We start from the raw sequence: 23,384 nt of genomic DNA on the forward strand, positions 1-23,384 counted from the left end.
CAGCATTCTGGCAAGGCGGGCGTATAAATGTCGTAAACATTACGCACCGATTTGCCGGCAACGATCAGACGCCCGCAGGCAAGCTGTTCCCCCAAAAAAGCCAAGGGCGGCCATGCGCCGCCCTCTTGGGAAATGCTGCGACCGGCCCGGTACCGGGCCGCTGGCCTTATTCGTCGTCGTCGCGCAATTCGAAGCGGCTGGCCAACTGCTGCTGAATCTGCGGTGGGACAGCGGCGTAGCGGGCAAAGTCGATGCGGTAACTGCCCTGACCGCCGGTCAGCGACTTCAAGCGCGACTGGTAGTCGTTGAGTTCGGCCAACGGCACTTCGCCGGCGATCACCATCTGCCCGTGGCTACGGCTGTCGGTCCCGGTGATGTGGCCACGGCGCCCGGACAGATCGCCGGTCAGGTCGCCGATGCTGGCCTCCGGGGCAACAATTTCGATCGCCACGATCGGTTCGAGCAGGATCGGCCTGGCGGCGCGGATCGCCTCGATCGCCGCCTTGCGCCCGGCAGTGGTAAATGCCACTTCCTTGCCGTCGACCGAGTGCGTCTTGCCATCGAAAATCGTGACCTTCAGGTCGTCGACCGTGTAACCGGCCACCACGCCGCCGGCCAGCGCCTGGCGCACGCCTTTTTCAACCGCCGGCATGAAGACGCCGGGAATCGCGCCGCCCTTGACCGCATCGACGAACTCGAAGCCCTCGCCGCGCGCTTTCGGCTCGATCCGCAGATGCACCTCGCCGAACTGGCCGGCGCCGCCCGACTGCTTCTTGTGGCGATACACCGCCTCGGCCGGCTGGGTAATGGTTTCGCGGTAGGGAATACGCGGCGGCTTGGTCTCGACCTCCAGCTTGTACTGGCCGGCCATGCGCGCCAGCTTGGCCTTGAGATGGATTTCGCCAAGACCGCGAATCACCGTTTCGTTGCTGCTCGGGTGGCGTTCGACAACGAAGGTCGGGTCTTCCATCGCCAGCTTGCCGAGGATGTCGAACAGCCGCTGCTCGTCGCCCTTCTTGCGGGTTTCGACCGCCAGCCCGGCCATCGGCTTGGGAAAATCAAGTGGCTTGAGGTGAATGTGATCTTCGTCGTGCGAGTCGTGCAGTACGGCATCGAACTCGATTTCATCGACCTTGGCCACCGCGCCGATCTCGCCCGGCAGCAGTTGTTCGACCTCCTGCATTTCCTTGCCCTGCAGGCGGTACAGGTGCGCCACCTTGAACGGGCGCCGGGCATCGCCGACGAACAATTGTGCGTCCTTCTTCAGCATCCCCTGGTGCACGCGGAACACGGCAACCTTGCCCATGTAGGGATCGGCGACGATCTTGAAGACATGCGCCAGCACATGCTGGTCCGGATCCGGCTTGGCGGCGAAGGCCACCGCTGCGGAGCCCGGCTCGCCCCGCCAGAAGGGCGGCGGGTTGCCTTCGGTCGGGTTCGGCGCCAGCGTCGCCAGCACATGCAGTAATTGCGGAATGCCGGCGCCGGTCTTGGCCGAGACGAACAGGATCGGAATCAGATGGCCGGCACGCAGCGCCTTCTCGAACGGCGCATGCAGGCGCTCGGCATCGGGATCGGCACCGTCTTCGAGATACTGCGCGAGCAGGTCTTCGTCCTCCTCGACGATCTGGTCGATCAAGGCCCGATGCGCGGCGGCGACCGAGGCGAAATCGCTGTCGCCGTCGATCTGTTCCAGCACTTCGACGACATCGGCACCGCCGTGCGCCGGCAGGTCGAGCAGCAGGCACTCTTTGCCGAAACGTTCGCGCAAGTCGGCGACCAGCGCCGGCAGATCGACATTGTCGGCATCGATTTTGTTAACCACGATCATCCGGCACAGGCCGCGCTCGCCGGCATGGCGCATCATCCGCTCGGTCATCAACTCAACACCGGTCTGGGCATTGACCACCACCAGCGCGGTATCGACCCCGGCCAGCGCCGCCACCGCCTGGCCGGCGAAATCGGGATAACCCGGGGTATCAAGCAACTGAATGCGGGCGCCTTGATAGTCGCAGGCGGCCAAGGCGGAAAACAGGCTGTGTCCGGCCTCCTTTTCCTGCGCATCGTGGTCGCACACCGTATTACCACGGTCGACGCTGCCCCGCGCCGGAATTGCACCGCTGGCGTGCAGCAGGGCTTCGGCCAAGGTAGTTTTACCGGCAGCCCCGTGGCCGACCAGCGCCACGGAACGGAGTTGCGCAACTTGCAGACGATCCGACATCTTTTTCTCCCTGAGTGGTGAATGCGGTCAGGGCGCGTCGGCGGCAGGAATGAAGGCTTGCCGGGCAACGCCCTGGGAACAACAAGCTGGGAAAGACTTTATGCCCCTCTGCTCGGCGAGGCAAGCCTGGAAACTTAAGGAGTGACCGGTGCCAGCGGGGAAGGAACGGCCGGCTCAGAGGGAACATCGGCAACGGTCAACTCGATCAGCAAGCGGCTGGCTACGACTTGCTCGCCTTTGCGCGCCGGCTGAAAGCGGGCCTGGCCAAAGGCATTGCGGACCAGTGCTTCAGTTGCCGGGTTCAGGCTGGAAGTCAGCACCTCGCTACGGTCGACCTGCCCACCGGCGTTAATCCATAGCTCCAGCACCATTCGACCATTGGTAGCCAGCCTCCCCAGCGTTTCCGCCAGCGGCGAGCCATTTGCCGCGACATCCTCGACAATCTGCGGCCCCCGGTCAACCTCGGCACGCCGGTAGTAATGCACCTGCGGCCAGACTGCCTCGCCCGACGGCTCGGTTTCCGCCACCGGCAAGACCGGTTCGACCCTTGCCGGCTCGCCGGTAGCCGGCAACGCGAGCAGCGACTGCTCGGCCGGCGGCCCCGGGTTCCGGGCAACCAGCAGATCGTGCCGGCGCGGCCGTGGAAGTTCGGCAGCCGGTGCAGCCGCCGCCTGCCAGTGCACCTGCAAAGCTTGTCGGGGCAGCGGCGCCCCTGCCGGCCAGTTACTGCCGGCAGGGAGCGCCAACAACCCGAGATGCAGGAGGACCGACATGCCGGAGGCCGGCAGCCAGCGCCACCCCGGTTCAGTCAAGCAATTCGCGCCACATGACCCGCTTGCCACTGCCGACTCCGCCGCTGCCAGTGGGACTGACCGGCAAGGATGGCGGCGTACCTGCCGGAATCTTGCCGTCGGCAGTGATCGGCACCACCTTGATCGTACCGCTTGGCAGCTTGAAGGCCGAAACCCCGACAATCGGCGAGACATACTTGAGCATCGCGGCCGAAGTCCCGACACTGCCGCCGGTCCGGTAATCGAGGAAGAACAGGTGGCTGTAGCCGCCCGGTTGGCACTCGCTGGCCTCGGGTACGGTACTGGCAAAGACCAGGGTACCCATGATCAGTTTGGCATCAAGATGCACCCGCTCCTTGTTGTCCGGGAGATTGACATACCAGCCACCATTGGCTGCCCAATCGACGGGATTGTTGCTGATGCTGCTACCGGAAATGATCTGCTGCACCAGGGCGCCCTTGGACAAGGTAGCGCCGCTGTCATACAAGCCGTAGAGAGACTGGGTTTGATTCAAGGTCAGATCGCCTTCGCCCAGATAACGGCCGGTTCCAAAGAACAGCAACGGTTTGCCGCTGATTTCTCCCAGTTCCGGCGCAGCGGTGATCGGCTGAGTATTGCCCAGGGCGATCAGCTTGCTCGCCGTTCCGGCCAGCAGGTTGAAGCGCCAGAGGTTACCCTCGAGATCGCCGGCATAAGCGGTTTCGGCGGTATTGTCGAGATTGAAATCGCCGATCACCCGGGCATTGAGCCGCCCCAGGCCGCTGGGATTGCCGACGGTCCCGACACCGGTACCGATCGTCTTGATTACAGCCCCGGTGGCAGCATTGAGGACAAAAAGATAACCCTCGCCCGTCGCCCCCGGATACTTGCTTCCTTCTGGAATATTGTTGTAACCGGAGGGCAGCAGTACCGACCAGACCCCATTGATCTTGGTGACCACGGCTGGAGCATAGCTGTAGCCGAGATTGGGCAGATCGTCGGCAGAAAGCGACCAGAGATAGGCGGGCGCTGCCGGGTTGGTGATGTCGAGCGCGAAGTAGCCGCGGCCGCCCTTGCCCAGACCGGCAATCAGGATGGTTTTCCAGACACCACCCACCTGGATGTCGGTGACCGTCAGCGGACCATCGACCGAGTAGCGGTGATTGGTCGCGTAATCCTTGTCCGCCAGCCGCCACAGGTTGGGCATCACCTGCGGCGGAATGAAGGCCCAGCTTTCATTGCCGGTGGTTGCATCAAAGGCATGCAGCATACCGTCGTTGGCGGCCACATAGACCATTGCGGTGCGAGCCGACTGGGCTGTCTTGAAGGCCGCGTAACCGGTATCGGTAAAGTCGTACTGCGGTGCCTTCACATACACCGGCTGTGCGTGGATGATATCGCCCAGAGTCGCCACCCGGTCGCGATAGAGACGGCTATAGACAAAGCCGCTCGGCCGGTCCTGATCCTCGTAACGGTTCTGTCCGCGCAGGTATTTGACCAAATTTTCGGCGGTTGCCAAAGCCTGGTCGCCGGCACTCAGATCGCTGTACTGGCTCAGCTGGTTGTTGTTGAACCAGGCCCGCTGATCGGTGGACAGATTGGCGTAGCTGAAAGCCGCCAGCGCCCCCGATTTGACCATGTAGATGGTCCGTGTATCGCTGTCGGAGGAGACCTTGGCATCGAGTTGGGTCGATGCCTTCCAGGTTGAGGTCGAGGAAATTGCCCCGGTACCGAGGTCGACCGTGTAAGCGGAGAGTTCGCCGGTCCACGCAACGGTCGTATAGTTGGCGATGTAGATTGCATTATCGCCTTCAACCGGTTCCAGGCTGCTGGTCGCTGCCGCGGCGCCGGAGCCGGTCACCGACTCCATGGTACCCAGTGCCGAGGTCAGCCCGTTGATCAGCGATTCGGGATCGCGGGCGCTGAAATAAGTTCCCCGCCCATTCACCGCTGCGTGCCACAAATCATCGATTTTCCGCTCGTCGTCGGTACCTGGATCGACGGCCGGCCAATCCGTAGTACCTTGCTTCAAGCCCTGATAATCGCCGGTCGTGCTGGTTTTGTACCCGTCCTGATAGGTCAGGGTGCCATCCACTCCGAGGCCAATGGTGAAGGTCGTCATGTGCTGGTGCTGGGCAATGTCGTCTTCGTCCTTTTTCGTCCCGGCCGGGACCACGTTGTCGGTGCAGACACTGCAACTACCGGGGCGCAGATCGGTGTGGTAATAGTAGTAAGCCACATCGGCCAGGGTATTGGCCGTGGCATTCCGCTCATACGACGGACGGGCCACGCTGGCCGCGCTATCGAGGTCGCCGACCTTGGTCGCGCCATCCTCCTTGGTCGGACCATAGGCGTCGGTGACCGAGTTCCAGTAGCCATCCGAAGACAGGATGGTGAAATTGCGCTGACAGGAATACTGCACTGGATCGACCGAGAGCTTCCCTGCATACATCCGCCCGGCCTTGGCCAGCGCACCGAGCAAGGGGGTGCCACTCGACGGCACGGTGCCATAGAGACGGGTGAACCAGGTGCTCTTCTGGGCGGTATCGAAATTATCGACCTTGAGGAACTTGGAGCCATCGGTCGTTCCTGTACTGCTGATGGTCGAGAAGCCGACGCGGGCATGGAAATAATTCTTGTCGCTGACATCGCTGCTGTTCGGCGTGCCGCGAATATTGGCAAATGCCTGACCAATGCCGCTTTTCGCCATCTGCATCCGGCTGCGGTACCACGCGAACCAGTTGGCAAAATTGGTCATTTCCTGGCTGTAGGTACGGGTTGTACCGTTCGGGCCGGGATAGGAATTGACACTGGGCGTGATCGTGACCTTGGACCAGTTGGAAAAACGGGGATATTTGTAGGTACTCGTCTTTTTGGCCTGACAGGTTCCGCTCTTGCCAAAGTTCCGGTCGGTCCCGCTGGTGTTGCGCTGGCTGCACCATTCAACGGTTACGTTGTAGTAATACGGAGCGCCATAGACCGTGCGCAGATACTTGTAGGTGCTGTCGGGATAGACATAAAGATTGCTCGCATTCAGCGCTGCGACGGTGTTGTTACTGCAGGTGGTCGAGTTCGAACCGCTGGTACACCATTTCCGCTCGGGGAACTGGGTCGTCAGGTTCAGGTTGTAGCCCAGACCATAGGCCCAGTCATGCGGCGTGACCGTATCGTAATCATAGACATAATCATTGCGCGGATAACTGCCCGTGGAAGTGAACTGGATTCCATAGCCATCAAGAGGTACCGACGTCCAGCTGGTATAGCTGGTTTTGGCTGATCCATCGGAATTCAGCGGGGCGGCGTAATTGACCAGTGGGTTGTAATACACCCGGTTGAAGGCACTGGCCATGAACGGAGGGTCGCCAAAGCGGCACACGTCAAGGCTGGCATCGGTATTGCCATCCTCGGTGTAATTGTCGCGGCAATAGTTGCTATCAACGTAGTCCGGCATGTAATCCCACTCCATACTCCCCGAGTCATCAAGGATGAAATAGATGTTGGGCAACACGGTGACCGTCGAGGCATTGGCCAAAGGCACATCGGCCAATTGGGTTGCCCCGGCATGGAGCAGGCCGCCGACCCAGCACTGCCCGAGCAGCAGCCACGCCCAGTGACGTCGCCGGAACGAAAATAGCTCGCGGTTCATGTTTATCTCCTTGGTCAAAGCAGCGGCACAGCACGCTTAGTACTGCACCACCGCCTGTACATACCCGGTGTTGTTGCGCGGACCGGAAACCCGGACGCTGATCCGGTAAAAGCCCATCAGCGTCCCTTCCCCGACAATTGTTTTCTGATACGTGGAGCCTTGCTGCAAGGTACCGGCACTGCCCCCGCCGGAAGTGGCCGAATAGGTCGAACTGCATCCGGCATCGGCCAGCGGACCGGTCTGGTCGCACAGGCGATGAATCACATAGCAGATTTTGTTGCCTCCCTCGTCCTTGGCTGCGACACAAAACGGGGTGTACTGTCCGGGCTGGGTCGAGCCATCGGCATTGACCCATTTCACGTCATCGGCCGTACTGGTCGTGCGGCTACCGGTCAGGTCGATACCCTTGCCGTCGACCCCGCCAACATTCATCCGGCTGGCGTAGTAACCCGAAGCTGCGAGATCCTGCTCCAGGCCGGCGCTATTTGCCCCCAGCCAGGTTCGCGCACTCTCCACCCCGCTGTCACCGGCATTCACCGCACTCTGGCGAAAAGCCAGGTTCCCGGCAACCAGTGCATTGGTATCTACCGCGCGCAATAGCGCGACGCCGGCCAGGGCCATCACCACCAACGCAATCATGGCAACCATCAGAGCCACACCCCGCTGGTTGCGGTTGTCGATACGACAGGCCAGATTCCTCTGCATGCCAGTCTCCGTTCAGAATGCCGCCCACAACACGTTGCGGAGCGGAATCACCGTTTCAAACGCCTTGTAGCGATAACAAGCCCAATCGGGCAGGGTTTTGATTGATGCAAACTCAGCCCAGTCCGACCATTGGTCAAGCATGGCCTGAGTCGTGGTCGCACAAGCCTGCCCCGGCTCAGGCTTCTCGTATTCGCTGTTGCGCGCCACGACCGCAACTCGTACCGCCTTGATCCGCGACCCTAGGGCCCGGGTCAGCGTCGCCGCCGCCCAGGCGCCGGTAGGGTCGACCCAGGCAGTCACCTTGTTGCTGGCTGCGGTATCCGAGATACCGTACTGTGCCTGCAAGCTGACAATTTGCGGTGCCAGACTGATCGCCGCAGCGCTGCCAGAATCCTGCGACTCCAGCTGATAGGCAGCGCTGATCCGGTAAGTACGCTGCAAAGGCGCTGAAAAACCGCAACGAACCACAGCATCCTTGGCAAAGGCCGGCCAGGCGTTGGCGACTATGTAAGGATTGTTCGGGTTATATACCGGATCACCCGCCGTTCCTGCCCCCCCCGGATTGTGCTGAATTTTCAATGCCGAATCCTGCACCTGGGTAATTTCCATCACCATGCAGTTCCCCGCCTGCTGGACAATCGCCAGCGCCCCCTCCTTGCAACCGTCGGTACTGCTGACATTCAGCTCGGCCGATGGCTGCGGCATGGTGCTGCGCAAGGTAGTGTAGGAAGGAATCGAAAAATTGTTGTCAGCAGGATCCGCGTAATAGACCACGGCGATCTGGTCCGAGCCGGCCCCGCCATCGGTAATGACCAGTGGCGCGACAGCACTCATGCCCGGCAATGGGCCTGCAGCGCCACTCCCGTTGTCGTAATAGCTGTAGGTAACATTGCACTTGGCCGAAAAATCGGTTTCCAGACCGAAGCCTGCCATCCGCAAATCGCGCTCCAGCATGAACAACCCCAGTGCGCCATTGGTCTGCGCGTCGGCCGTACCGGTTGTCACCCGCTTTTGTCGCTCGTTCAGGCTGAACGCATGAAAAACGATGACCGTGGTCAGCATCCCGATCAGTACGCCCACCATCAGTTCGATCAGGGTCAGGCCTCGCTGGCTGCTTAGGTTCGACATGCGCATCCCCGCTGCTTAAAGCCCGTTATTGTTGATTCGGGCAATCGACACAAAACTGTTGGTAGAGGAAGCGCCAGGTGTCTTCCAGGTAATCGTCACCGTTACCTTGTCACCGGCCACCACCGTAGTCATTGTTCCCGCAGGCAACTCACTCACTTCGACGGTACCGGCATGGCCGGAGAGATTGCCGAAATCGGCCCACATTTCGCCGATTTTCTGATTGGCGAGATAGCTGGCATCAACCCGCAGCTTGGCATCACTGGCCAACCGCATCGAACTGGCTTGCAGGCCAACCAAGGCCAGAATGCCGAAGGAGAAGAGCAGAACCGCAATCAGCGCCTCAAGAATGGCCACCCCTTGCTGCCTGCGCGGGTAATCATTGAGGTAATGCATCAACATGCCCTCGTATCACTGCCCGAAGTAGCCGGATCGCACATTCTGATGCTCCCACCTGCGCTAATGGTGATCCGTAGCTCCCGGCTTTTGTCGGCGGCCAGCGCCGGATTATCGATGTCGATTCTGGTCAGCGGCGCACTGCCGTCGGCATTGAGTGGAAGTACACGCCCCAGGCTGCTGAAGGTGACGATCCGGGCATCCGCAGGTTGGGTCGTCAGCTGCGCCTTGGCGCTGCCTTCTCCCGCCGGCATTGCCTGAACCAGTTCATTGGTATTGCGAACACGAATCTCCCAACCGGTTTCGCCCACGCCGCCCTCTCCGAGCAGCACGAACTGGACCGGAGTATTACGTCGGACCGCCTCTGCCCGAGCAGCCTGCAGACCGGCAGTGACCCCTTCCGCCGCAGTACGGATCTGGGTGTTTTGCACCCAGTCCACGAAGGACGGCATGCCGGTTGCCAGCAGTGCAATCAGGATCGCCACCGCTACCAGTACCTCGACCATCGAGACACCGGCATGCCGACGGCGGGGGGCTAGGTTCAGCATGATCCCGACTTGCCGGTAATCCAGCAATTGGCATTGGTGGACCAGCCCGACGGAGCCCCGGTTGTCGCCTTCTGGTTACTTTGATTGATGGTGAACACAAAACCGGCCATCGGGCCCTGCCCTGTCGCCTGAATGGTGTAGCTGCTGGCATTCTGGGTAGTACATGAGTAAGTAAAGTTCGAACTACCGCCAGTCGTGCAATCAAAACCGGCGTAAGTCCGGTTGTTGTCGAAGAAATTCTCCAGTTGTGCCCGCTTTACCGCAAGATTGCCGGTCGCCTCGGGAATCCGCCCGCGCATTACATACTGTGAATAGGCGGGCAAAGCGATGCTGGCGAGGATCGACACGATGGCCACGACGACCATGATTTCAATCAGCGTAAATCCCCCGGTACGAGTTGCCGCACGTACATTGCAAGGTTTCATGAGGCGTTTCCTCCTTTGAATGGAATAGTAATGAGTCCATCAGCCCCTGCAGAACCAAGGCCGACCGTCGGTCGCCCCCGCACGACAGGCGGTAGTCCTGCCGGGGACTGACGGAGCCTCCTGCCACCGGTTATTTCTGTTTTGGCTTGGGACGCTCCCAGTTGCTCAAACTGAGCTGCTTGGCCCGCGACACGGTCAACGCCTCGGCAGGGGCATTTTTGGTCAAGGTCGTCCCTGCGCCCAGCGTTGCTCCTCGCCCGACGGTCACAGGGGCAACCAATTGGCTGTCTGAACCAATAAAGGCGTCGTCCTCGATGATGGTTTTGTGTTTATTGACCCCATCATAGTTGCAGGTGATCGTCCCGGCACCGATATTCACTCGCTGGCCGATTTCCGCATCGCCGATATAGGCTAGGTGGTTGGCCTTCGACTGCGCACCGATGGTGCTTTTCTTGACCTCGACAAAATTGCCGACATGGACTTCCGGGCCAAGTTCGGCACCCGGGCGCAGACGGGCATAAGGGCCCAGAATGCTCTCGGCGCCAACCGTTGCCCCATCGAAATGGCAATATGCTGCGACCCGGCAGCCGGCAGCCAAGCGGACATTGCGCAATACGCAATAGGGGCCGATCTCGACTCCGTCGCCAAGCTCGACTTCACCCTCGAAAACGCAGCCCACATCAATGAAGACATCGCGACCATGAGTCAAGCTACCCCGCACATCGATCCGCGCCGGATCGGCCAGGCGGACTCCGGCCAGCAGCAATCGCTCGGCCAGCATTGACTGATACTGGCGCTCAAGCTGCGCCAGCTGCAACTTGTTATTGACCCCCAAGACCTCCCATTCGGTGGCCGCTGCAGCAGTATGCACCGGCACCCCGGCGGCCACCGCGAGAGCCACCAGATCGGTCAGGTAGTACTCGCCTTGCGCATTGTCATTTTTGAGTGCAGCCAACCATTCGCGCAGGCGGGCCGTCGGCAAGACCATGATTCCGGTATTGACTTCACGAATCGCCTTTTCATCGGACCCTGCATCCTTCTCTTCGACAATGCAAGCCACCCGGCCGGTAGGATCGCGAACGATCCGGCCATAACCTGCGGGGTCAGCCAATTCGACGGTAAGGATCGCAAGCCCTTCCTGTCCGGCCTGCAGCAAACGGCGCAAGCTCGCTTCGCTGATCAATGGAACGTCGCCATACAGCACCAAGGTTTGTGCCGCATCGGACAAGGCGGGCAGGGCTTGCGCCAGCGCGTGCCCGGTTCCCAACTGCTCGGACTGCAAGGCCCAATGCAGATCATCGCCGGCCAGTGCAGACCGCACCTGCTCGCCGCCGTGACCGTAGACCATCACCAGTTTTTCCGGCTGCAACTGGCGGGCGGTTTCAAGTACATGGCTGACCAGCGGCTTGCCGGCAAGGAGATGCAGAACCTTGGGCAACGCGGAGTACATCCGCTTCCCCTGGCCAGCAGCGAGGACAACGATATTCATGGCAACTCATTCAGAAAAAAGAAAAGCGGGACGCTGGCAAGCGGCCCGGGAAACCTGGCGGTCGCGCCTCAGGAACCGCGTGCCTCGTCCCGGGCATCGAGAATCTCGCCGAGCAGGCCACGCCCTTTGGCCGAAATGGTCCAGTGCAGGACATTTTTGTCATTGATCCGGGTTTCGATCAGCGCCTGCGCCTTCAACGCCGTCAACCGCTGGCTGACGAATTCGCGAGCCAGTCCGGTCCGCTCACAGATCGCGGCAAGATTCCCATAGACAAAATTCTCTTCGGCGATTGCCCGCAGAATTTCGACATCGTTATAAGACAACGAGTCGCGCGCCTCGTCCTTGCCACTTCCGGCAACAGGCTCCTCACGAGTGGCCACGGATGGCTCGTGCGCTTCCTGCTGCATTTCCCGCAGGTCCTTACGCACCTGCTCGACTTGCCCGAGCAAGCGCTGCACGGCGTTTTCAAACCAGCGCCGCGAGGCAATCACATAGACCAGACAAAAGCCGGCAAATGCGAAGAAATCAACCGGTTTGGTGCGCGCACCTTCGAGCAAGGTACTCGACATCATGTTGAGGAACAAGGGGACCGTCAACGCGGCCACCACGCCAAGCACGAGGTATTTCCCCCGATCGTTCGCCGAACGCTCCTCGCGCTCCGCCAGATAGTAATTGGCCGCACCACCCAGCAGGCCAGCCACCATCATGATGGCCAGAATCATCAGCATATGGGCATCCAGCACACCGCTCGGCGCGCTGACCTGATACGCTGCAGTCAGCTCATTGGACATTCGACTCCTCCCGTGTTTAGCCGGGATTGTCACATGATTCCGCCCCCCTGTCGAAGCCGGAACGGCGGATGCAAAGCGGCATCAGACAGCGGTCTGGCGGCGCTTTTCGGTTTTTTTCTCGGCCAGCAAGCGGACCTCGCCAGCCGCATCCTGTTGCTCCAGGCGCACCGCGAACCCCCACAGGCGCGCCACCTGCTCCAGTACGGCCTCATGCTGCCCCGACAGAGGGCGACGCTGGTGCACAAAATGGCGCAAAGTGAGCGACCGATCACCGTGAACATCGACATTCCAGACCTGAATATTGGGATCGCTGTTACCCAGGTTGTACTGCTCGGCAAGGCTTTTCCGCAACTCGCGATAGCCGGACTCGTCATGGATGGCGTCGACTTGCAGCCGACTCTGACGATCATCATCCCGCACCGAAAATAAACGGAATTCGCGCATCAGGCGCGGCGACAGGAACTGGGCGATGAAGCTCTCGTCCTTGAAGTTGTGCATGGCGAATTCAAAGTTTTCCCGCCAGTCCCGCCCAGCCAGATCGGGAAACCAGGCCCGATCCTCCGCATCCGGCGCTTCACTGATCCGCCGGATGTCGCGCCACATCGCAAAACCCAGCGCGTAGGGATTGATCCCCGAGTACCAATTGCTGTTGTACGGCGGCTGATAGACCACGTTGGTGTGCGATTGCAGGATTTCCAGCATGGCCCCGTCACTGATCCGGCCTTCGTCGTAGAGGGTATTGAGCAGGGTGTAGTGCCAGTAAGTCGCCCAGCCCTCGTTCATCACCTGGGTCTGGCGTTGCGGGTAGAAATATTGCCCGATCTTGCGTACGATCCGCACCACTTCGCGCTGCCAGGGTTCAAGCAGCGGCGCGTGTTTTTCGATGAAATAGAGCAGGTTTTCTTCCGGCTCTTCGGGAAAACGTTTCTCACCGACCGGAGCCGCCACGTTTTCCCGCTGCGGCAGGGTCCGCCAGAGTTCATTGACCTGCGCCTGCAGATAGGCTTCCCGCTCCTGCTGCCGCAGTTTCTCCTTGACCAGCGACAAGGGCGGCGCCCGCTTGTAACGATCAACGCCAAGATTGGACAGGGCATGACAGGCATCGAGCAACTGCTCCACAGCCTCGATGCCATGCCGCTCCTCACACTCGCTGAGGTAGTTCCGGGCGAAAACCAGATAATCGATGATCGCATCGGCACTGGTCCATTGCTTGAACAGGTGGTTGCCCTTAAAGAAGGAATTATGGCCGTAGGCGGCATGCGCAATCACCAGAGCCTGCATGGCCATGGTGTTTTCTTCCATCAGGTAGGCGATGCAAGGATCGGAGTTGATCACGATTTCGTAGGCCAGCCCCATCTGACCCCGCTTATAGCGACTCTCGGTTTCAAGGAAATGCTTGCCGAACGACCAGTGATGGTAATAGACCGGCATCCCGATTGCCGCGTAGGCGTCCATCATCTGTTCTGCGGTGATGATCTCGAGTTGATGACGGTAGCAGTCGAGGCCGTAGCTGCGGGCGACGCGGGCAATCTCGGCGTCGGCCAGTTCCAGCCCTTCCAGGGTCCAGTCAGAACCCTCGATCATGCGCTTGCTCTTCTTCCGGCTCATGTCATTCGCCTCCTGAACAACTCGCGGAACACCGGGTAAATATCGCCAGCCTGGGCGATGCGCTGGATCGCAAACAAGCCATCGCGTCCCGCCTGCAGCTTGCTGTATTCCTCCCACAGGTTTTGCGGCTCGCCGTCGGTGATTTCGACGTAGGCGAAATACTGCACCAAGGGCAGGATGGACTCGGAGAGCAATTCGCGGCAAATGGGCGAATCCTCGTTCCAGTTGTCGCCGTCGGACGCCTGGGCTACATAGATGTTCCACAGGCTGCTGGCGTAGCGGGCGACGATTACCTCGCGCAACAGCTTGAGCGCGCTGGAAACGATAGTGCCGCCGGTCTCGCGCGAATGGAAGAAAGTATCCTCGTCGACCTCCTCGGCCGCCGTATGGTGGCGAATGAAGACCACTTCGATCTTCTCGTAGTTGCGATTGAGAAAAAGGTAAAGCAGCATGAAAAAGCGCTTGGCCATCTGCTTTTTGGCCTCGTCCATCGACCCGGAAACATCCATCACGCAAAACATCACCGCCTGGGTCGAGGGCTGCGGCACGCGGATCCGGTTGGAAAAGCGCAGGTCGAAGGGATCGACAAAAGGGATTGCCTGGCGCTTGGCCTTGAGCACTTCGATTTCACGCTGCAGCCGGCGCACCTCGTCTTCGTTGGCCGGCACCTCATCCAGCGCGCTTTCAAGTTCGGCCTGCAATTGCCGCAGTTCGCGGCTATACGGCCCGCCGATCGCAATCCGCCGCCCGGCGGCACCGCGCATGGTGCGGACGATGCTGATGTTAGTCGGCACCCCGGTTTGCGTATAGCCGGCGCGCACCCGCTTGTATTCGTCGATCCGAGCCAGTTGCCGCTTGACCAGATTGGGCAGGGCCAGTTCGTCGAAGAAAATGTCGAGGAACTCGTCGCGGGTCAGGGTGAACACGAAATCGTCGAGCCCCTCGCCATCCTTCGACGCCTTGCCCTTGCCTTGGCCGGCCCCGCCGCCGCTCGGCCGCTCGATCTGGTCGCCAGTCGAAAAACGGTCATTTCCCGGGTGGACCGTGTCACGCATGCCGCCGCGCCCGTGATGGAACTGCGGTTCCGAAATATCGCCGGCCGGAATTCCGATCTTCTCACCATTCTCCAGATCGCGAATGCCGCGCCGGGCAATTGCATCGGCCACAGCCTTGCGAATCTGCCCCTTGAAGCGGCGCAGGAAACGCCCGCGATTGACCGAGCTTTTGTTGCGGCTGTCCTGCCTTCGATCAACTATCCGTACCGTCATGGCTCCTCCCTGCTCGTGTCACCGACACGGATGACGGCCGGACTGGATTCAGTCCGGCCAGCCGCCGGGCATCAACTGCTCTTCCTGACGCGCAAGTACCATTCGCAGAGCAAACGCACCTGCTTTTCGGTGTATCCCTTGTCGATCATGCGGTCGACGAAGTCCTGGTGCTTTTTCTGCTCGTCGGCACTGGCCTTGGTGTTGAAGGAAATGACCGGCAGCAACTCCTCGGTATTGGAAAACATCTTCTTCTCGATCACCGCGCGCAGTTTTTCGTAGCTGGTCCAGGACGGATTCTTGCCGTCGTTACGGGCACGGGCGCGCAGCACGAAGTTCACCACCTCGTTGCGGAAGTCCTTGGGATTGCTGATTCCGGCCGGCTTTTCGATTTTTTCCAGTTCGTCATTGAGGGCCGAGCGGTCGAGAATTTCGCCGGTATTCGGATCGCGGAATTCCTGATCCTGAATCCAGAAATCGGCGTACAGCACGTAGCGGTCGAAAATATTCTGTCCGTACTCGGAATAGCTTTCAAGGTAAGCGGTCTGGATTTCCTTGCCGATGAACTCGGCGTAGCGCGGACTAAGGAATTCCTTGAGGAAGCGGCGATAGCGCTCCTCGACCTCGGGCGGATACTGTTCCTGCTCGATTTGCTGTTCGAGCACATACATCAGGTGCACCGGATTCGCCGCCACTTCGCGGTGGTCGAAGTTGAACACCCGCGACAGAATCTTGAAGGCGAAGCGGGTGGACAGACCGGTCATGCCCTCGTCGACACCAGCGAAATCGCGGTATTCCTGGAAACTCTTGGCCTTGGGGTCGGTATCCTTGAGGTTCTCACCGTCATAGACCCGCATCTTGCTGAAGATGCTGGAATTTTCCGGCTCCTTCAAGCGCGACAGGACCGAGAACTGCGCCATCATGCGCAAGGTGTCCGGGGCGCAGGGAGCAGCCGACAGCGACGAATTGGCCAGCAGTTTTTCATAGATGTGCATCTCATCGGTCACGCGCAGGCTGTACGGGACCTTGACGATGTAAATTCGGTCGAGGAAGGCCTCGTTGTTGCGGTTGTTCTTGAACGACTGCCATTCGGCCTCGTTCGAGTGGGCCATGATCAGGCCGTCGAAGGGAATTGCACCAAACCCCTCGGTACCCTTGTAGTTCTGCTCCTGGGTCGCGGTCAGCAAGGGGTGCAGCACCTTGATCGGCGCCTTGAACATTTCGACGAATTCGAGGATGCCGCGATTGGCCAGACACAGGCCGCCGGAGTAGGAATAGGCGTCCGGGTCGTTCTGCGAATAGGTTTCCAGCTTCCTGATGTCGATTTTGCCGACCAGCGACGAAATGTCCTGGTTGTTCTCGTCGCCCGGTTCGGTCTTGGCCACCGCCACCTGCGACAGCACCGATGGGCGCAGCTTGACCACGCGGAAACGACTGATGTCACCGCCAAACTCCTGCAGCCGCTTGACCGCCCAAGGGCTCATGATGGTGCCGAGATAACGGCGCGGAATACCATAGTCCTCTTCAAGCAGCGGACCATCCTCGGCAACGTTGAACAGGCTCAGGGGTGACTCGTGCACCGGCGAGCCCTTGATTGCATAGAACGGCACCCGCTCAATCAGCGACTTCAGCCGCTCGGCCAGCGACGACTTGCCGCCGCCGACCGGCCCCAGCAGGTAGAGAATCTGCTTCTTTTCCTCCAGACCCTGCGCCGCATGGCGGAAGTAGGCAACGATGTGTTCGATCACCTCTTCCATCCCGTAGAACTCGCGGAAGGCAGGGTAGATTTTCAGCATCTTATTGGCGAAGATTCGCGACAACCTGGGCTCCAACCGGGTATCCAGCAATTCCGGTTCGCCAATCGCCAGCAACATCCGTTCGGCTACGGTGGCATAGGCTGCGCGCTCGGACCGACAGAGATCCAGATAATCCTGGATCGACATTTCCTCTTCCTGGGCCGCTTCGTAGCGACTCTGGTAACGGGCAAAGATCGACATGACACCCCTCCTTTCGGGAACGGACAAACCGACCTGTAGCATTCAACGGCCGCAGGATCAAAAAGCTGACTCAGGAAATGCTTTTTTTGTTTTTTGCTGTCGACCGCGACAGCCGGTCATTCGGTGCTTGCTGGTTCGACTACGCCTGCCGAGACCAGTTCGCAAAATATTTGTGACAAAAAAGCCCGCCGGGATTGCTCTCCGGCGGGCTTTGGGGTGCAACTCGGGCGATGCTTAGCGCGGCAGGATGCTAGAACCCATCAGGAAGGCATCAACTTCACGAGCGGCCTGGCGACCTTCGCGGATTGCCCAGACGACCAGCGACTGACCGCGGCGGACATCACCTGCGGCATAGACGCCGGCGACATTGGTGCGGTAGCAGCCTTCGCCATCGGTCGTGGCCTTGGCATTGCTGCGCGCATCCTTTTCGACGCCGAAGGATTCAAGCAAGGAGCCGACCGGGTTGGTGAAGCCCATCGCCAGGAAAGCGGCGTCGCACGGCAGTTCGAATTCGGAACCGGCGACCTCGGACATCTTGCCATCCTTCCATTCGACGCGGACCGCCTTCAGGGCTTTGACATTACCCTGACCATCACCGATGAACTCCTTGGTCGCGACCGCGAATTCGCGCACGGTGGCACCTTCCTTGTGGGAAGAAGAAGTACGCATCTTCAACGGCCAGTACGGCCAGACCAGCGGCTTGTCTTCCTGCTCCGGCGGCGCCGGCATCAGTTCGAACTGGGTTACCGAAGCCGCACCGTGACGGTAGCTGGTACCGACACAATCGGAGCCGGTATCGCCGCCGCCGATCACGATGACATGCTTGCCCTTGACGTTGATCGGATTGGTCAAACCCTGCTGGACTTCCTTGTTCTGCGGGATCAGGAACTCGAGGGCAGCATAAACCCCCTTGAGTTCACGGCCCGGCACCGGCAGATCGCGCGGCACTTCGGAACCGGCGGCGAGAATCACCGCATCAAAATCCTTCTTCAGCTGCTCGGCGGAAACCGTCTCGGTCGCATCGTTGTTGATGCCGGCCGGGATGTTCTTGTCACCGACGATGACCTTGGTCTTGAAGACCACGCCTTCTGCTTCCATCTGCGCAACGCGGCGGTCGATCACCGACTTGTTGAGCTTGAAGTCGGGAATCCCGAAACCGAGCAGACCGCCGATGCGGCTGGACTTTTCGAACACGGTCACGTCGTGACCGGCACGGGCCAGCTGCTGGGCAGCCGCCATCCCGGCCGGGCCGGAACCAACGATGGCGACCTTCTTGCCGGTTTTGACGGCGGCCGGCTGCGGCACCACCCAGCCCATTTCCCAGCCCTTGTCGATGATCGCGTGCTCGATCGACTTGATCCCGACCGGAGCGGCATTGATGCCGAGGGTACAGGCGGCTTCACACGGAGCCGGACAGATCCGGCCAGTGAAGTCGGGGAAATTGTTGGTGGAGTGCAGCACGTCCAGCGCCTGCTTCCAGTTGCCACGGAAAACCAGATCATTCCAGTCGGGAATGATGTTGTTGACCGGACAGCCGTTGTTGCAGAATGGGATGCCGCAATCCATGCAGCGAGCACCCTGGGTTTTGGCAGCATCGTCAGACAGGGTCTGAACGAATTCCTTGTAATGCTTCAAACGCGCTTCAACCGGCTCGTAAGCCTCTTCGATGCGTTCAAATTCCATGAAACCAGTCGGCTTGCCCATTTATGCGGCCTCCTTCTGTGCAGCAGCGGCCAACTCGGTGAGGGCTCGCTTGTATTCATGCGGATAGACTTTGACGAACTTCTCGCGGTAGGCATCCCAGTCAGCCAGGATGCGCTTGGCCGTTGCGCTGCCGGTTTGCTCGGCATGCCGCGTTACCAGTTCCTTGAGCTGGGTTTCGTCGACCGTGCCACGGTGCATCGGCTCGTCGGTCGCTTGCCGATTGGCCGGCAGAACCTTTTCCAGCGCCACCTGGGCGAGGTTGCAACGGTTCTTGAAACTGCCGTCCTCATCGAGCACGTAAGCGATACCACCGGACATGCCGGCAGCGAAGTTACGGCCGGTCATGCCCAGCACCACCACCGTACCACCGGTCATGTATTCGCAGCCGTGGTCACCCACGCCTTCGACCACTGCCGTGCCGCCGGAATTGCGGACGCAGAAACGCTCGCCACCGACACCGGCAAAGAAGGCTTCGCCATCGGTCGCGCCGTACATCACGGTGTTGCCGACGATGATATTTTGCTGGGTGTCACCACGGAAATCCGGGCTCGGCTTGATGATGATGCGACCACCGGAGAGGCCCTTGCCCACGTAGTCGTTACCTTCGCCGGTCAATTCCAGCGTCACGCCCTTGGCCAGGAAGGCACCAAAGGCCTGGCCGGCGGTACCGGTCAGTTTGACGTGGATGGTGTCGTCCGGCAAACCGGCGTTGCCATAGCGACGGGCAACTTCGCCCGACAACATGGTGCCGCAGGTACGGTTGACGTTGATGATCGAGGTTTCGATCTGGACCTTCTGGCCCTTTTCCAGCGCCGGCTTGGCTTGCTCGATCAACTTGTGGTCGAGGGCCTTTTCCAGACCGTGATCCTGGCCTTCGGTGTGACGGCGCGGCACGTCGGCCGGAACGGCCGGCTGGTAGAAGACCTTGGTGAAGTCAAGACCCTTGGCCTTCCAGTGTTCGATGCCGGCACGCATTTCGAGCAGATCGACACGGCCGACCAGTTCGTCGAAAGAGCGAACGCCGAGTTGGGCCATCAATTCACGGGCTTCTTCGGCGACGAAGAAGAAGTAATTGACGACGTGCTCCGGCTGGCCGGAGAAGCGCTTGCGCAGTTCCGGGTCCTGGGTGGCAACACCGACCGGGCAGGTGTTCAGATGGCACTTGCGCATCATGATGCAGCCTTCGACCACCAGCGGTGCAGTGGCGAAACCGAATTCATCGGCGCCAAGCAGCGCACCGATGACCACGTCGCGACCGGTCTTCATCTGACCATCGACCTGGACACGAATCCGCGAACGCAGGCGGTTGAGGACCAGGGTCTGCTGGGTTTCGGCCAGGCCGAGTTCCCACGGCGTACCGGCATGCTTGATCGACGATACCGGCGAAGCACCGGTACCACCGTCGAAGCCGGCGATCACAACGTGATCGGCCTTGGCCTTGGCGACACCGGCAGCCACCGTACCGACGCCGACTTCGGACACCAGCTTGACCGAAATGGATGCACGGTCGTTGGCGTTCTTCAGATCGTGGATCAGCTGGGCCAAGTCCTCGATCGAGTAGATGTCATGGTGCGGCGGCGGGGAAATCAGGGTCACGCCCGGCACCGAGTGACGCAGCTTGCCGATGTATTCGGAAACCTTGGTCCCCGGCAACTGACCGCCTTCACCCGGCTTGGCACCCTGCGCCATTTTGATCTGGATCTGGTCGGCATTGACCAGATATTCGGTGGTGACACCGAAACGACCGGAGGCAACCTGCTTGATCGCGGAACGCAGGGAATCGCCTTCCTTGAACACGTAATCGCGCTCGATGCGGGAAGCACCAACGATTTCAGCCAGGGTCTGACCGGCCTTCAGCGGCTGGAAGCGCTTGGCATCCTCACCACCTTCGCCGGTGTTCGACTTGCCGCCGATGCGGTTCATCGCCACGGCCAGCGTGGTGTGAGCTTCGGTCGAGATCGAACCGAGCGACATCGCGCCGGTAGCAAAACGCTTGACGATTTCCTTGGCCGGCTCGACTTCGTCGAGCGGAATCGGCTGGGCAGCGAACTTAAACTCGAACAGACCGCGCAGGGTCAGGTGACGCTTGGTCTGATCGTTGATCAGCTTGGCGTATTCCTTGTAGGTTTCGTATTTGCCGGAGCGGGTCGAGTGCTGCAGCTTGGCAATCGAATCCGGGGTCCACATATGCTCTTCGCCGCGAATGCGGAAGGCGTACTCACCGCCAGCGTCCAGCATGTTGGTCAGGACCGGGTCGGCGGAGAAGGCTTCCTTGTGCAGACGGATAGCTTCCTCGGCAACTTCGAAAATGCCGATCCCTTCGATGTTCGACGGCGTGCCGGTGAAGTACTTCTCGACGAAGTCCTTCTTCAGACCGATGGCCTCGAAAATCTGCGCGCCGGTATAGGACATGTAGGTCGAGATGCCCATCTTGGACATGACCTTGCACAGGCCCTTGCCGATCGCCTTGACGAAGTTCTTGGTGAACTTCTCGGCCTTTTCGGCATCGCCCTTGGCCAGGGTTTCGATGGTTTCGAGCGCCAGATAGGGGTGCACGGCCTCGGCACCGAAGCCGCCGAGCAGCGCAAAGTGGTGAACTTCGCGGGCAGAACCGGTTTCAACGACCAGGCCGGCGGAGGTACGCAGCCCCTTCTTGACCAGATGCTGGTGAATGGTCGAGGTGGCCAGCAGCGCCGGGATCGCGACATTGTCGGCATCGACCTTGCGGTCGGAGACGATCAGGATGTTGGCGCCGGAACGGACGGCATCCTCGGCGTCAGCGGCCAGCGAAGCCAGACGGGCTTCGACGCCTTCCTTGCCCCAGGACACCGGATAGCAAATATCCAGTTCGAAGGAGCGGAACTTGCCGGAGGTGTATTGCTCGATGTTGCGCAGCTTTTCGATGTCGGCGAACGACAGGACCGGCTGCGACACTTCCAGGCGGATCGGCGGATTGATGTCGCCGGTGTTGAGCAGGTTGGGCTTGGGACCGATGAAGGACACCAGCGACATGACCAGCTCTTCGCGGATCGGGTCGATCGGCGGATTGGTCACCTGCGCGAACAACTGCTTGAAGTAGGTGTACAGGGTTTTGTTCTTCTTCGACAGCACCGGCAGCGAAGAATCGGTACCCATCGAACCAGTGGCTTCCTCACCGTTCTGGACCATCGGCTCCAGAATGACCTTGATGTCTTCCTGGGTGTAGCCGAAGGCCTGCTGACGGTCGAGCAGGGAAGCAGCGGCAGCGGCGGCCTTCTCGTTCGGAGCGGGAACTTCGTCGAGCTTGATGCGGATCTTGTCGATCCACTCGCGGTACGGCTTGGCGTTGGCCAGGGAGTTCTTGAGTTCCTGGTCGTCAATGATGCGGCCTTGCTCCATGTCGATCAGGAACATCTTGCCCGGCTGCAGGCGCCACTTCTTGACGATCTTCTTTTCCGGAATCGGCAGCACGCCGGACTCGGAAGCCATAACCACGAGGTCGTCGTCGGTGACCAGATAGCGCGCCGGACGCAGACCGTTACGGTCGAGCGTGGCGCCGATCTGGCGACCGTCGGTAAAGGCCACGGCAGCGGGGCCGTCCCACGGCTCCATCATCGCGGCATGGTATTCGTAGAAGGCGCGACGGTTTTCGTCCATCGTCGTGTGCTTTTCCCAGGCTTCCGGGATCATCAGCATCACGGCGTGAGCCAGCGAGTAACCACCGCCCATGACCAGCAGTTCGAGCGCATTGTCGAAGGAGGCAGAGTCGGACTGACCGGGGTAGTGCAGCGGCCAGACCTTGTCCAGATCCTTGCCGAGGATCGGCGAGGAAATGGCTTGTTCGCGCGCCTTGAACCAGTTGACGTTGCCGCGAACGGTGTTGATTTCACCGTTGTGCGCAATGTAGCGGAACGGGTGCGCCAGATCCCAGGTCGGGAAGGTGTTGGTCGAGAAACGCTGGTGTACCAGGGCCAGAGCGGAAACCGTGCGCTTGTCCTGCAGGTCGTCGTAATACACGCCGACCTGGTCGGCCAGCAGCAGGCCCTTGTAGTTGACGGTACGCGCCGAGAAGGAAGGCACGTAGAATTCCTGGCCGTGCTTGAGCTTCAGCGACTTGATCGCGTTGGCAGCGCGGCGGCGGATGATGTACAGCTTGCGCTCAAGCGCGTCGGTAACGAACACGTCCGGACCGCGACCGACGAAGACCTGCTTGATCACCGGCTCCTTGGCCTTGACCGTCGGCGACATCGGCATTTCGGCATTGACTGGCACATCGCGCCAGCCCAGCAGCACCTGGCCTTCGGCCTTGATCGAGCGCTCGATTTCCTCGATGCAGGCCTGGCGAGAAGCGCCCTCCTGCGGCAGGAAGACCATGCCGACGCCGTATTCGCCAACCGGCGGCAGTTCAACGCCCTGCTTGGCCATCTCTTCGCGGTAGAACTGATCCGGAATCTGGATCAGGATACCGGCACCATCACCCTGCAACGGGTCGGCACCAACGGCACCGCGGTGATCGAGATTTTTCAGGATCAACAGACCCTGCTCGACGATATTGTGGGACTTCTGGCCCTTGACGTGAGCGACAAAGCCCACGCCGCAAGCGTCGTGCTCGTTGGCAGGGTCGTACAAACCCTGCCGCTCAGGTACTGCCGGTTCCATCACACGCATTCCTTCAAAGTACTTCGGCCGCCGAATCATTGGCCAATGATGAAAAA

General features: G+C 60.3%; 15 protein-coding genes. All 15 read right to left on the reverse strand.

Annotation, left to right across the window (positions count from 1 at the left end):
• Positions 1 to 166: 166 nt before the first annotated feature.
• The gene (gene fusA / locus VX159_RS14765) at positions 167 to 2,221 is read right to left on the reverse strand and encodes an elongation factor G (protein ID WP_371323637.1); all 2,055 of its coding nucleotides are present in this window, start codon (positions 2,219 to 2,221) and stop codon (positions 167 to 169) included.
• Between the two features lie 134 nt (positions 2,222 to 2,355).
• Positions 2,356 to 2,994, reverse strand: a complete 639-nt coding sequence (locus tag VX159_RS14770) for an energy transducer TonB (protein WP_371323638.1) — start codon at positions 2,992 to 2,994, stop codon at positions 2,356 to 2,358.
• A 31-nt stretch (positions 2,995 to 3,025) separates the two neighbouring features.
• Positions 3,026 to 6,637 carry a pilus assembly protein gene (locus VX159_RS14775; RefSeq protein ID WP_371323639.1) on the reverse strand — a complete coding sequence of 1,204 codons (3,612 nt, stop codon included), beginning with the start codon at positions 6,635 to 6,637 and terminating at the stop codon, positions 3,026 to 3,028.
• A gap of 36 nt (positions 6,638 to 6,673) precedes the next feature.
• Positions 6,674 to 7,342, reverse strand: coding sequence for a hypothetical protein (locus VX159_RS14780; protein ID WP_371323640.1), 669 nt, complete (start codon positions 7,340 to 7,342; stop codon positions 6,674 to 6,676).
• A gap of 12 nt (positions 7,343 to 7,354) precedes the next feature.
• On the reverse strand, positions 7,355 to 8,470 hold the full coding sequence (locus VX159_RS14785) for a PilW family protein (protein ID WP_371323641.1): 1,116 nt from the start codon (positions 8,468 to 8,470) through the stop codon (positions 7,355 to 7,357).
• A gap of 15 nt (positions 8,471 to 8,485) precedes the next feature.
• Complete coding sequence (locus tag VX159_RS14790) at positions 8,486 to 8,863, reverse strand: hypothetical protein (RefSeq protein WP_371323642.1); 378 nt, start codon at positions 8,861 to 8,863, stop codon at positions 8,486 to 8,488.
• Positions 8,863 to 9,411 (reverse strand): GspH/FimT family pseudopilin, encoded by a 549-nt coding sequence (locus VX159_RS14795; RefSeq protein ID WP_371323643.1) that lies wholly within the window; start codon positions 9,409 to 9,411, stop codon positions 8,863 to 8,865. The genes VX159_RS14790 and VX159_RS14795 overlap by 1 nt, the downstream gene beginning before the upstream one ends.
• A complete protein-coding gene (locus tag VX159_RS14800) occupies positions 9,405 to 9,836 on the reverse strand; it encodes a type IV pilin protein (RefSeq protein ID WP_371323644.1) in 432 nt (143 codons plus the stop codon). The genes VX159_RS14795 and VX159_RS14800 overlap by 7 nt, the downstream gene beginning before the upstream one ends.
• A gap of 130 nt (positions 9,837 to 9,966) precedes the next feature.
• A complete protein-coding gene (gene glmU / locus VX159_RS14805) occupies positions 9,967 to 11,325 on the reverse strand; it encodes a bifunctional UDP-N-acetylglucosamine diphosphorylase/glucosamine-1-phosphate N-acetyltransferase GlmU (RefSeq protein WP_371323645.1) in 1,359 nt (452 codons plus the stop codon).
• Between the two features lie 68 nt (positions 11,326 to 11,393).
• Entirely contained in the window at positions 11,394 to 12,116 is a 723-nt protein-coding gene (locus VX159_RS14810) for a YEATS-associated helix-containing protein (RefSeq protein WP_371323646.1), read from the reverse strand.
• 81 nt (positions 12,117 to 12,197) lie between these two features.
• Positions 12,198 to 13,724 carry a SpoVR family protein gene (locus tag VX159_RS14815; RefSeq protein ID WP_371323647.1) on the reverse strand — a complete coding sequence of 509 codons (1,527 nt, stop codon included), beginning with the start codon at positions 13,722 to 13,724 and terminating at the stop codon, positions 12,198 to 12,200.
• Positions 13,721 to 14,992, reverse strand: a complete 1,272-nt coding sequence (locus VX159_RS14820) for a YeaH/YhbH family protein (RefSeq protein WP_371323648.1) — start codon at positions 14,990 to 14,992, stop codon at positions 13,721 to 13,723. The genes VX159_RS14815 and VX159_RS14820 overlap by 4 nt, the downstream gene beginning before the upstream one ends.
• Positions 14,993 to 15,063: 71 nt before the next feature.
• A complete protein-coding gene (locus VX159_RS14825) occupies positions 15,064 to 16,986 on the reverse strand; it encodes a PrkA family serine protein kinase (protein WP_371323649.1) in 1,923 nt (640 codons plus the stop codon).
• 234 nt (positions 16,987 to 17,220) lie between these two features.
• Positions 17,221 to 18,690 carry a glutamate synthase subunit beta gene (locus VX159_RS14830; RefSeq protein ID WP_371323650.1) on the reverse strand — a complete coding sequence of 490 codons (1,470 nt, stop codon included), beginning with the start codon at positions 18,688 to 18,690 and terminating at the stop codon, positions 17,221 to 17,223.
• Entirely contained in the window at positions 18,691 to 23,328 is a 4,638-nt protein-coding gene (gene gltB, locus VX159_RS14835) for a glutamate synthase large subunit (RefSeq protein ID WP_371323651.1), read from the reverse strand.
• Positions 23,329 to 23,384 lie beyond the last annotated feature (56 nt).

The sequence above is a fragment of the Dechloromonas sp. ZY10 genome, assembly GCF_041378895.1.
Lineage (GTDB): Bacteria > Pseudomonadota > Gammaproteobacteria > Burkholderiales > Rhodocyclaceae > Azonexus > Azonexus aquae.

Excerpts from the sequence above, each read along its gene's own strand:
- fusA (WP_371323637.1), bottom strand. The coding sequence starts at position 2,221 with ATGTCGGATCGTCTGCAAGTTGCGCAACTCCGTTCCGTGGCGCTGGTC.
- VX159_RS14770 (WP_371323638.1), bottom strand. The coding sequence starts at position 2,994 with ATGTCGGTCCTCCTGCATCTCGGGTTGTTGGCGCTCCCTGCCGGCAGT.
- VX159_RS14775 (WP_371323639.1), bottom strand. The coding sequence starts at position 6,637 with ATGAACCGCGAGCTATTTTCGTTCCGGCGACGTCACTGGGCGTGGCTG.
- VX159_RS14780 (WP_371323640.1), bottom strand. The coding sequence starts at position 7,342 with ATGCAGAGGAATCTGGCCTGTCGTATCGACAACCGCAACCAGCGGGGT.
- VX159_RS14785 (WP_371323641.1), bottom strand. The coding sequence starts at position 8,470 with ATGTCGAACCTAAGCAGCCAGCGAGGCCTGACCCTGATCGAACTGATG.
- VX159_RS14790 (WP_371323642.1), bottom strand. The coding sequence starts at position 8,863 with ATGCATTACCTCAATGATTACCCGCGCAGGCAGCAAGGGGTGGCCATT.
- VX159_RS14795 (WP_371323643.1), bottom strand. The coding sequence starts at position 9,411 with ATGCTGAACCTAGCCCCCCGCCGTCGGCATGCCGGTGTCTCGATGGTC.
- VX159_RS14800 (WP_371323644.1), bottom strand. The coding sequence starts at position 9,836 with ATGAAACCTTGCAATGTACGTGCGGCAACTCGTACCGGGGGATTTACG.
- glmU (WP_371323645.1), bottom strand. The coding sequence starts at position 11,325 with ATGAATATCGTTGTCCTCGCTGCTGGCCAGGGGAAGCGGATGTACTCC.
- VX159_RS14810 (WP_371323646.1), bottom strand. The coding sequence starts at position 12,116 with ATGTCCAATGAGCTGACTGCAGCGTATCAGGTCAGCGCGCCGAGCGGT.
- VX159_RS14815 (WP_371323647.1), bottom strand. The coding sequence starts at position 13,724 with ATGAGCCGGAAGAAGAGCAAGCGCATGATCGAGGGTTCTGACTGGACC.
- VX159_RS14820 (WP_371323648.1), bottom strand. The coding sequence starts at position 14,992 with ATGACGGTACGGATAGTTGATCGAAGGCAGGACAGCCGCAACAAAAGC.
- VX159_RS14825 (WP_371323649.1), bottom strand. The coding sequence starts at position 16,986 with ATGTCGATCTTTGCCCGTTACCAGAGTCGCTACGAAGCGGCCCAGGAA.
- VX159_RS14830 (WP_371323650.1), bottom strand. The coding sequence starts at position 18,690 with ATGGGCAAGCCGACTGGTTTCATGGAATTTGAACGCATCGAAGAGGCT.
- gltB (WP_371323651.1), bottom strand. The coding sequence starts at position 23,328 with ATGGAACCGGCAGTACCTGAGCGGCAGGGTTTGTACGACCCTGCCAAC.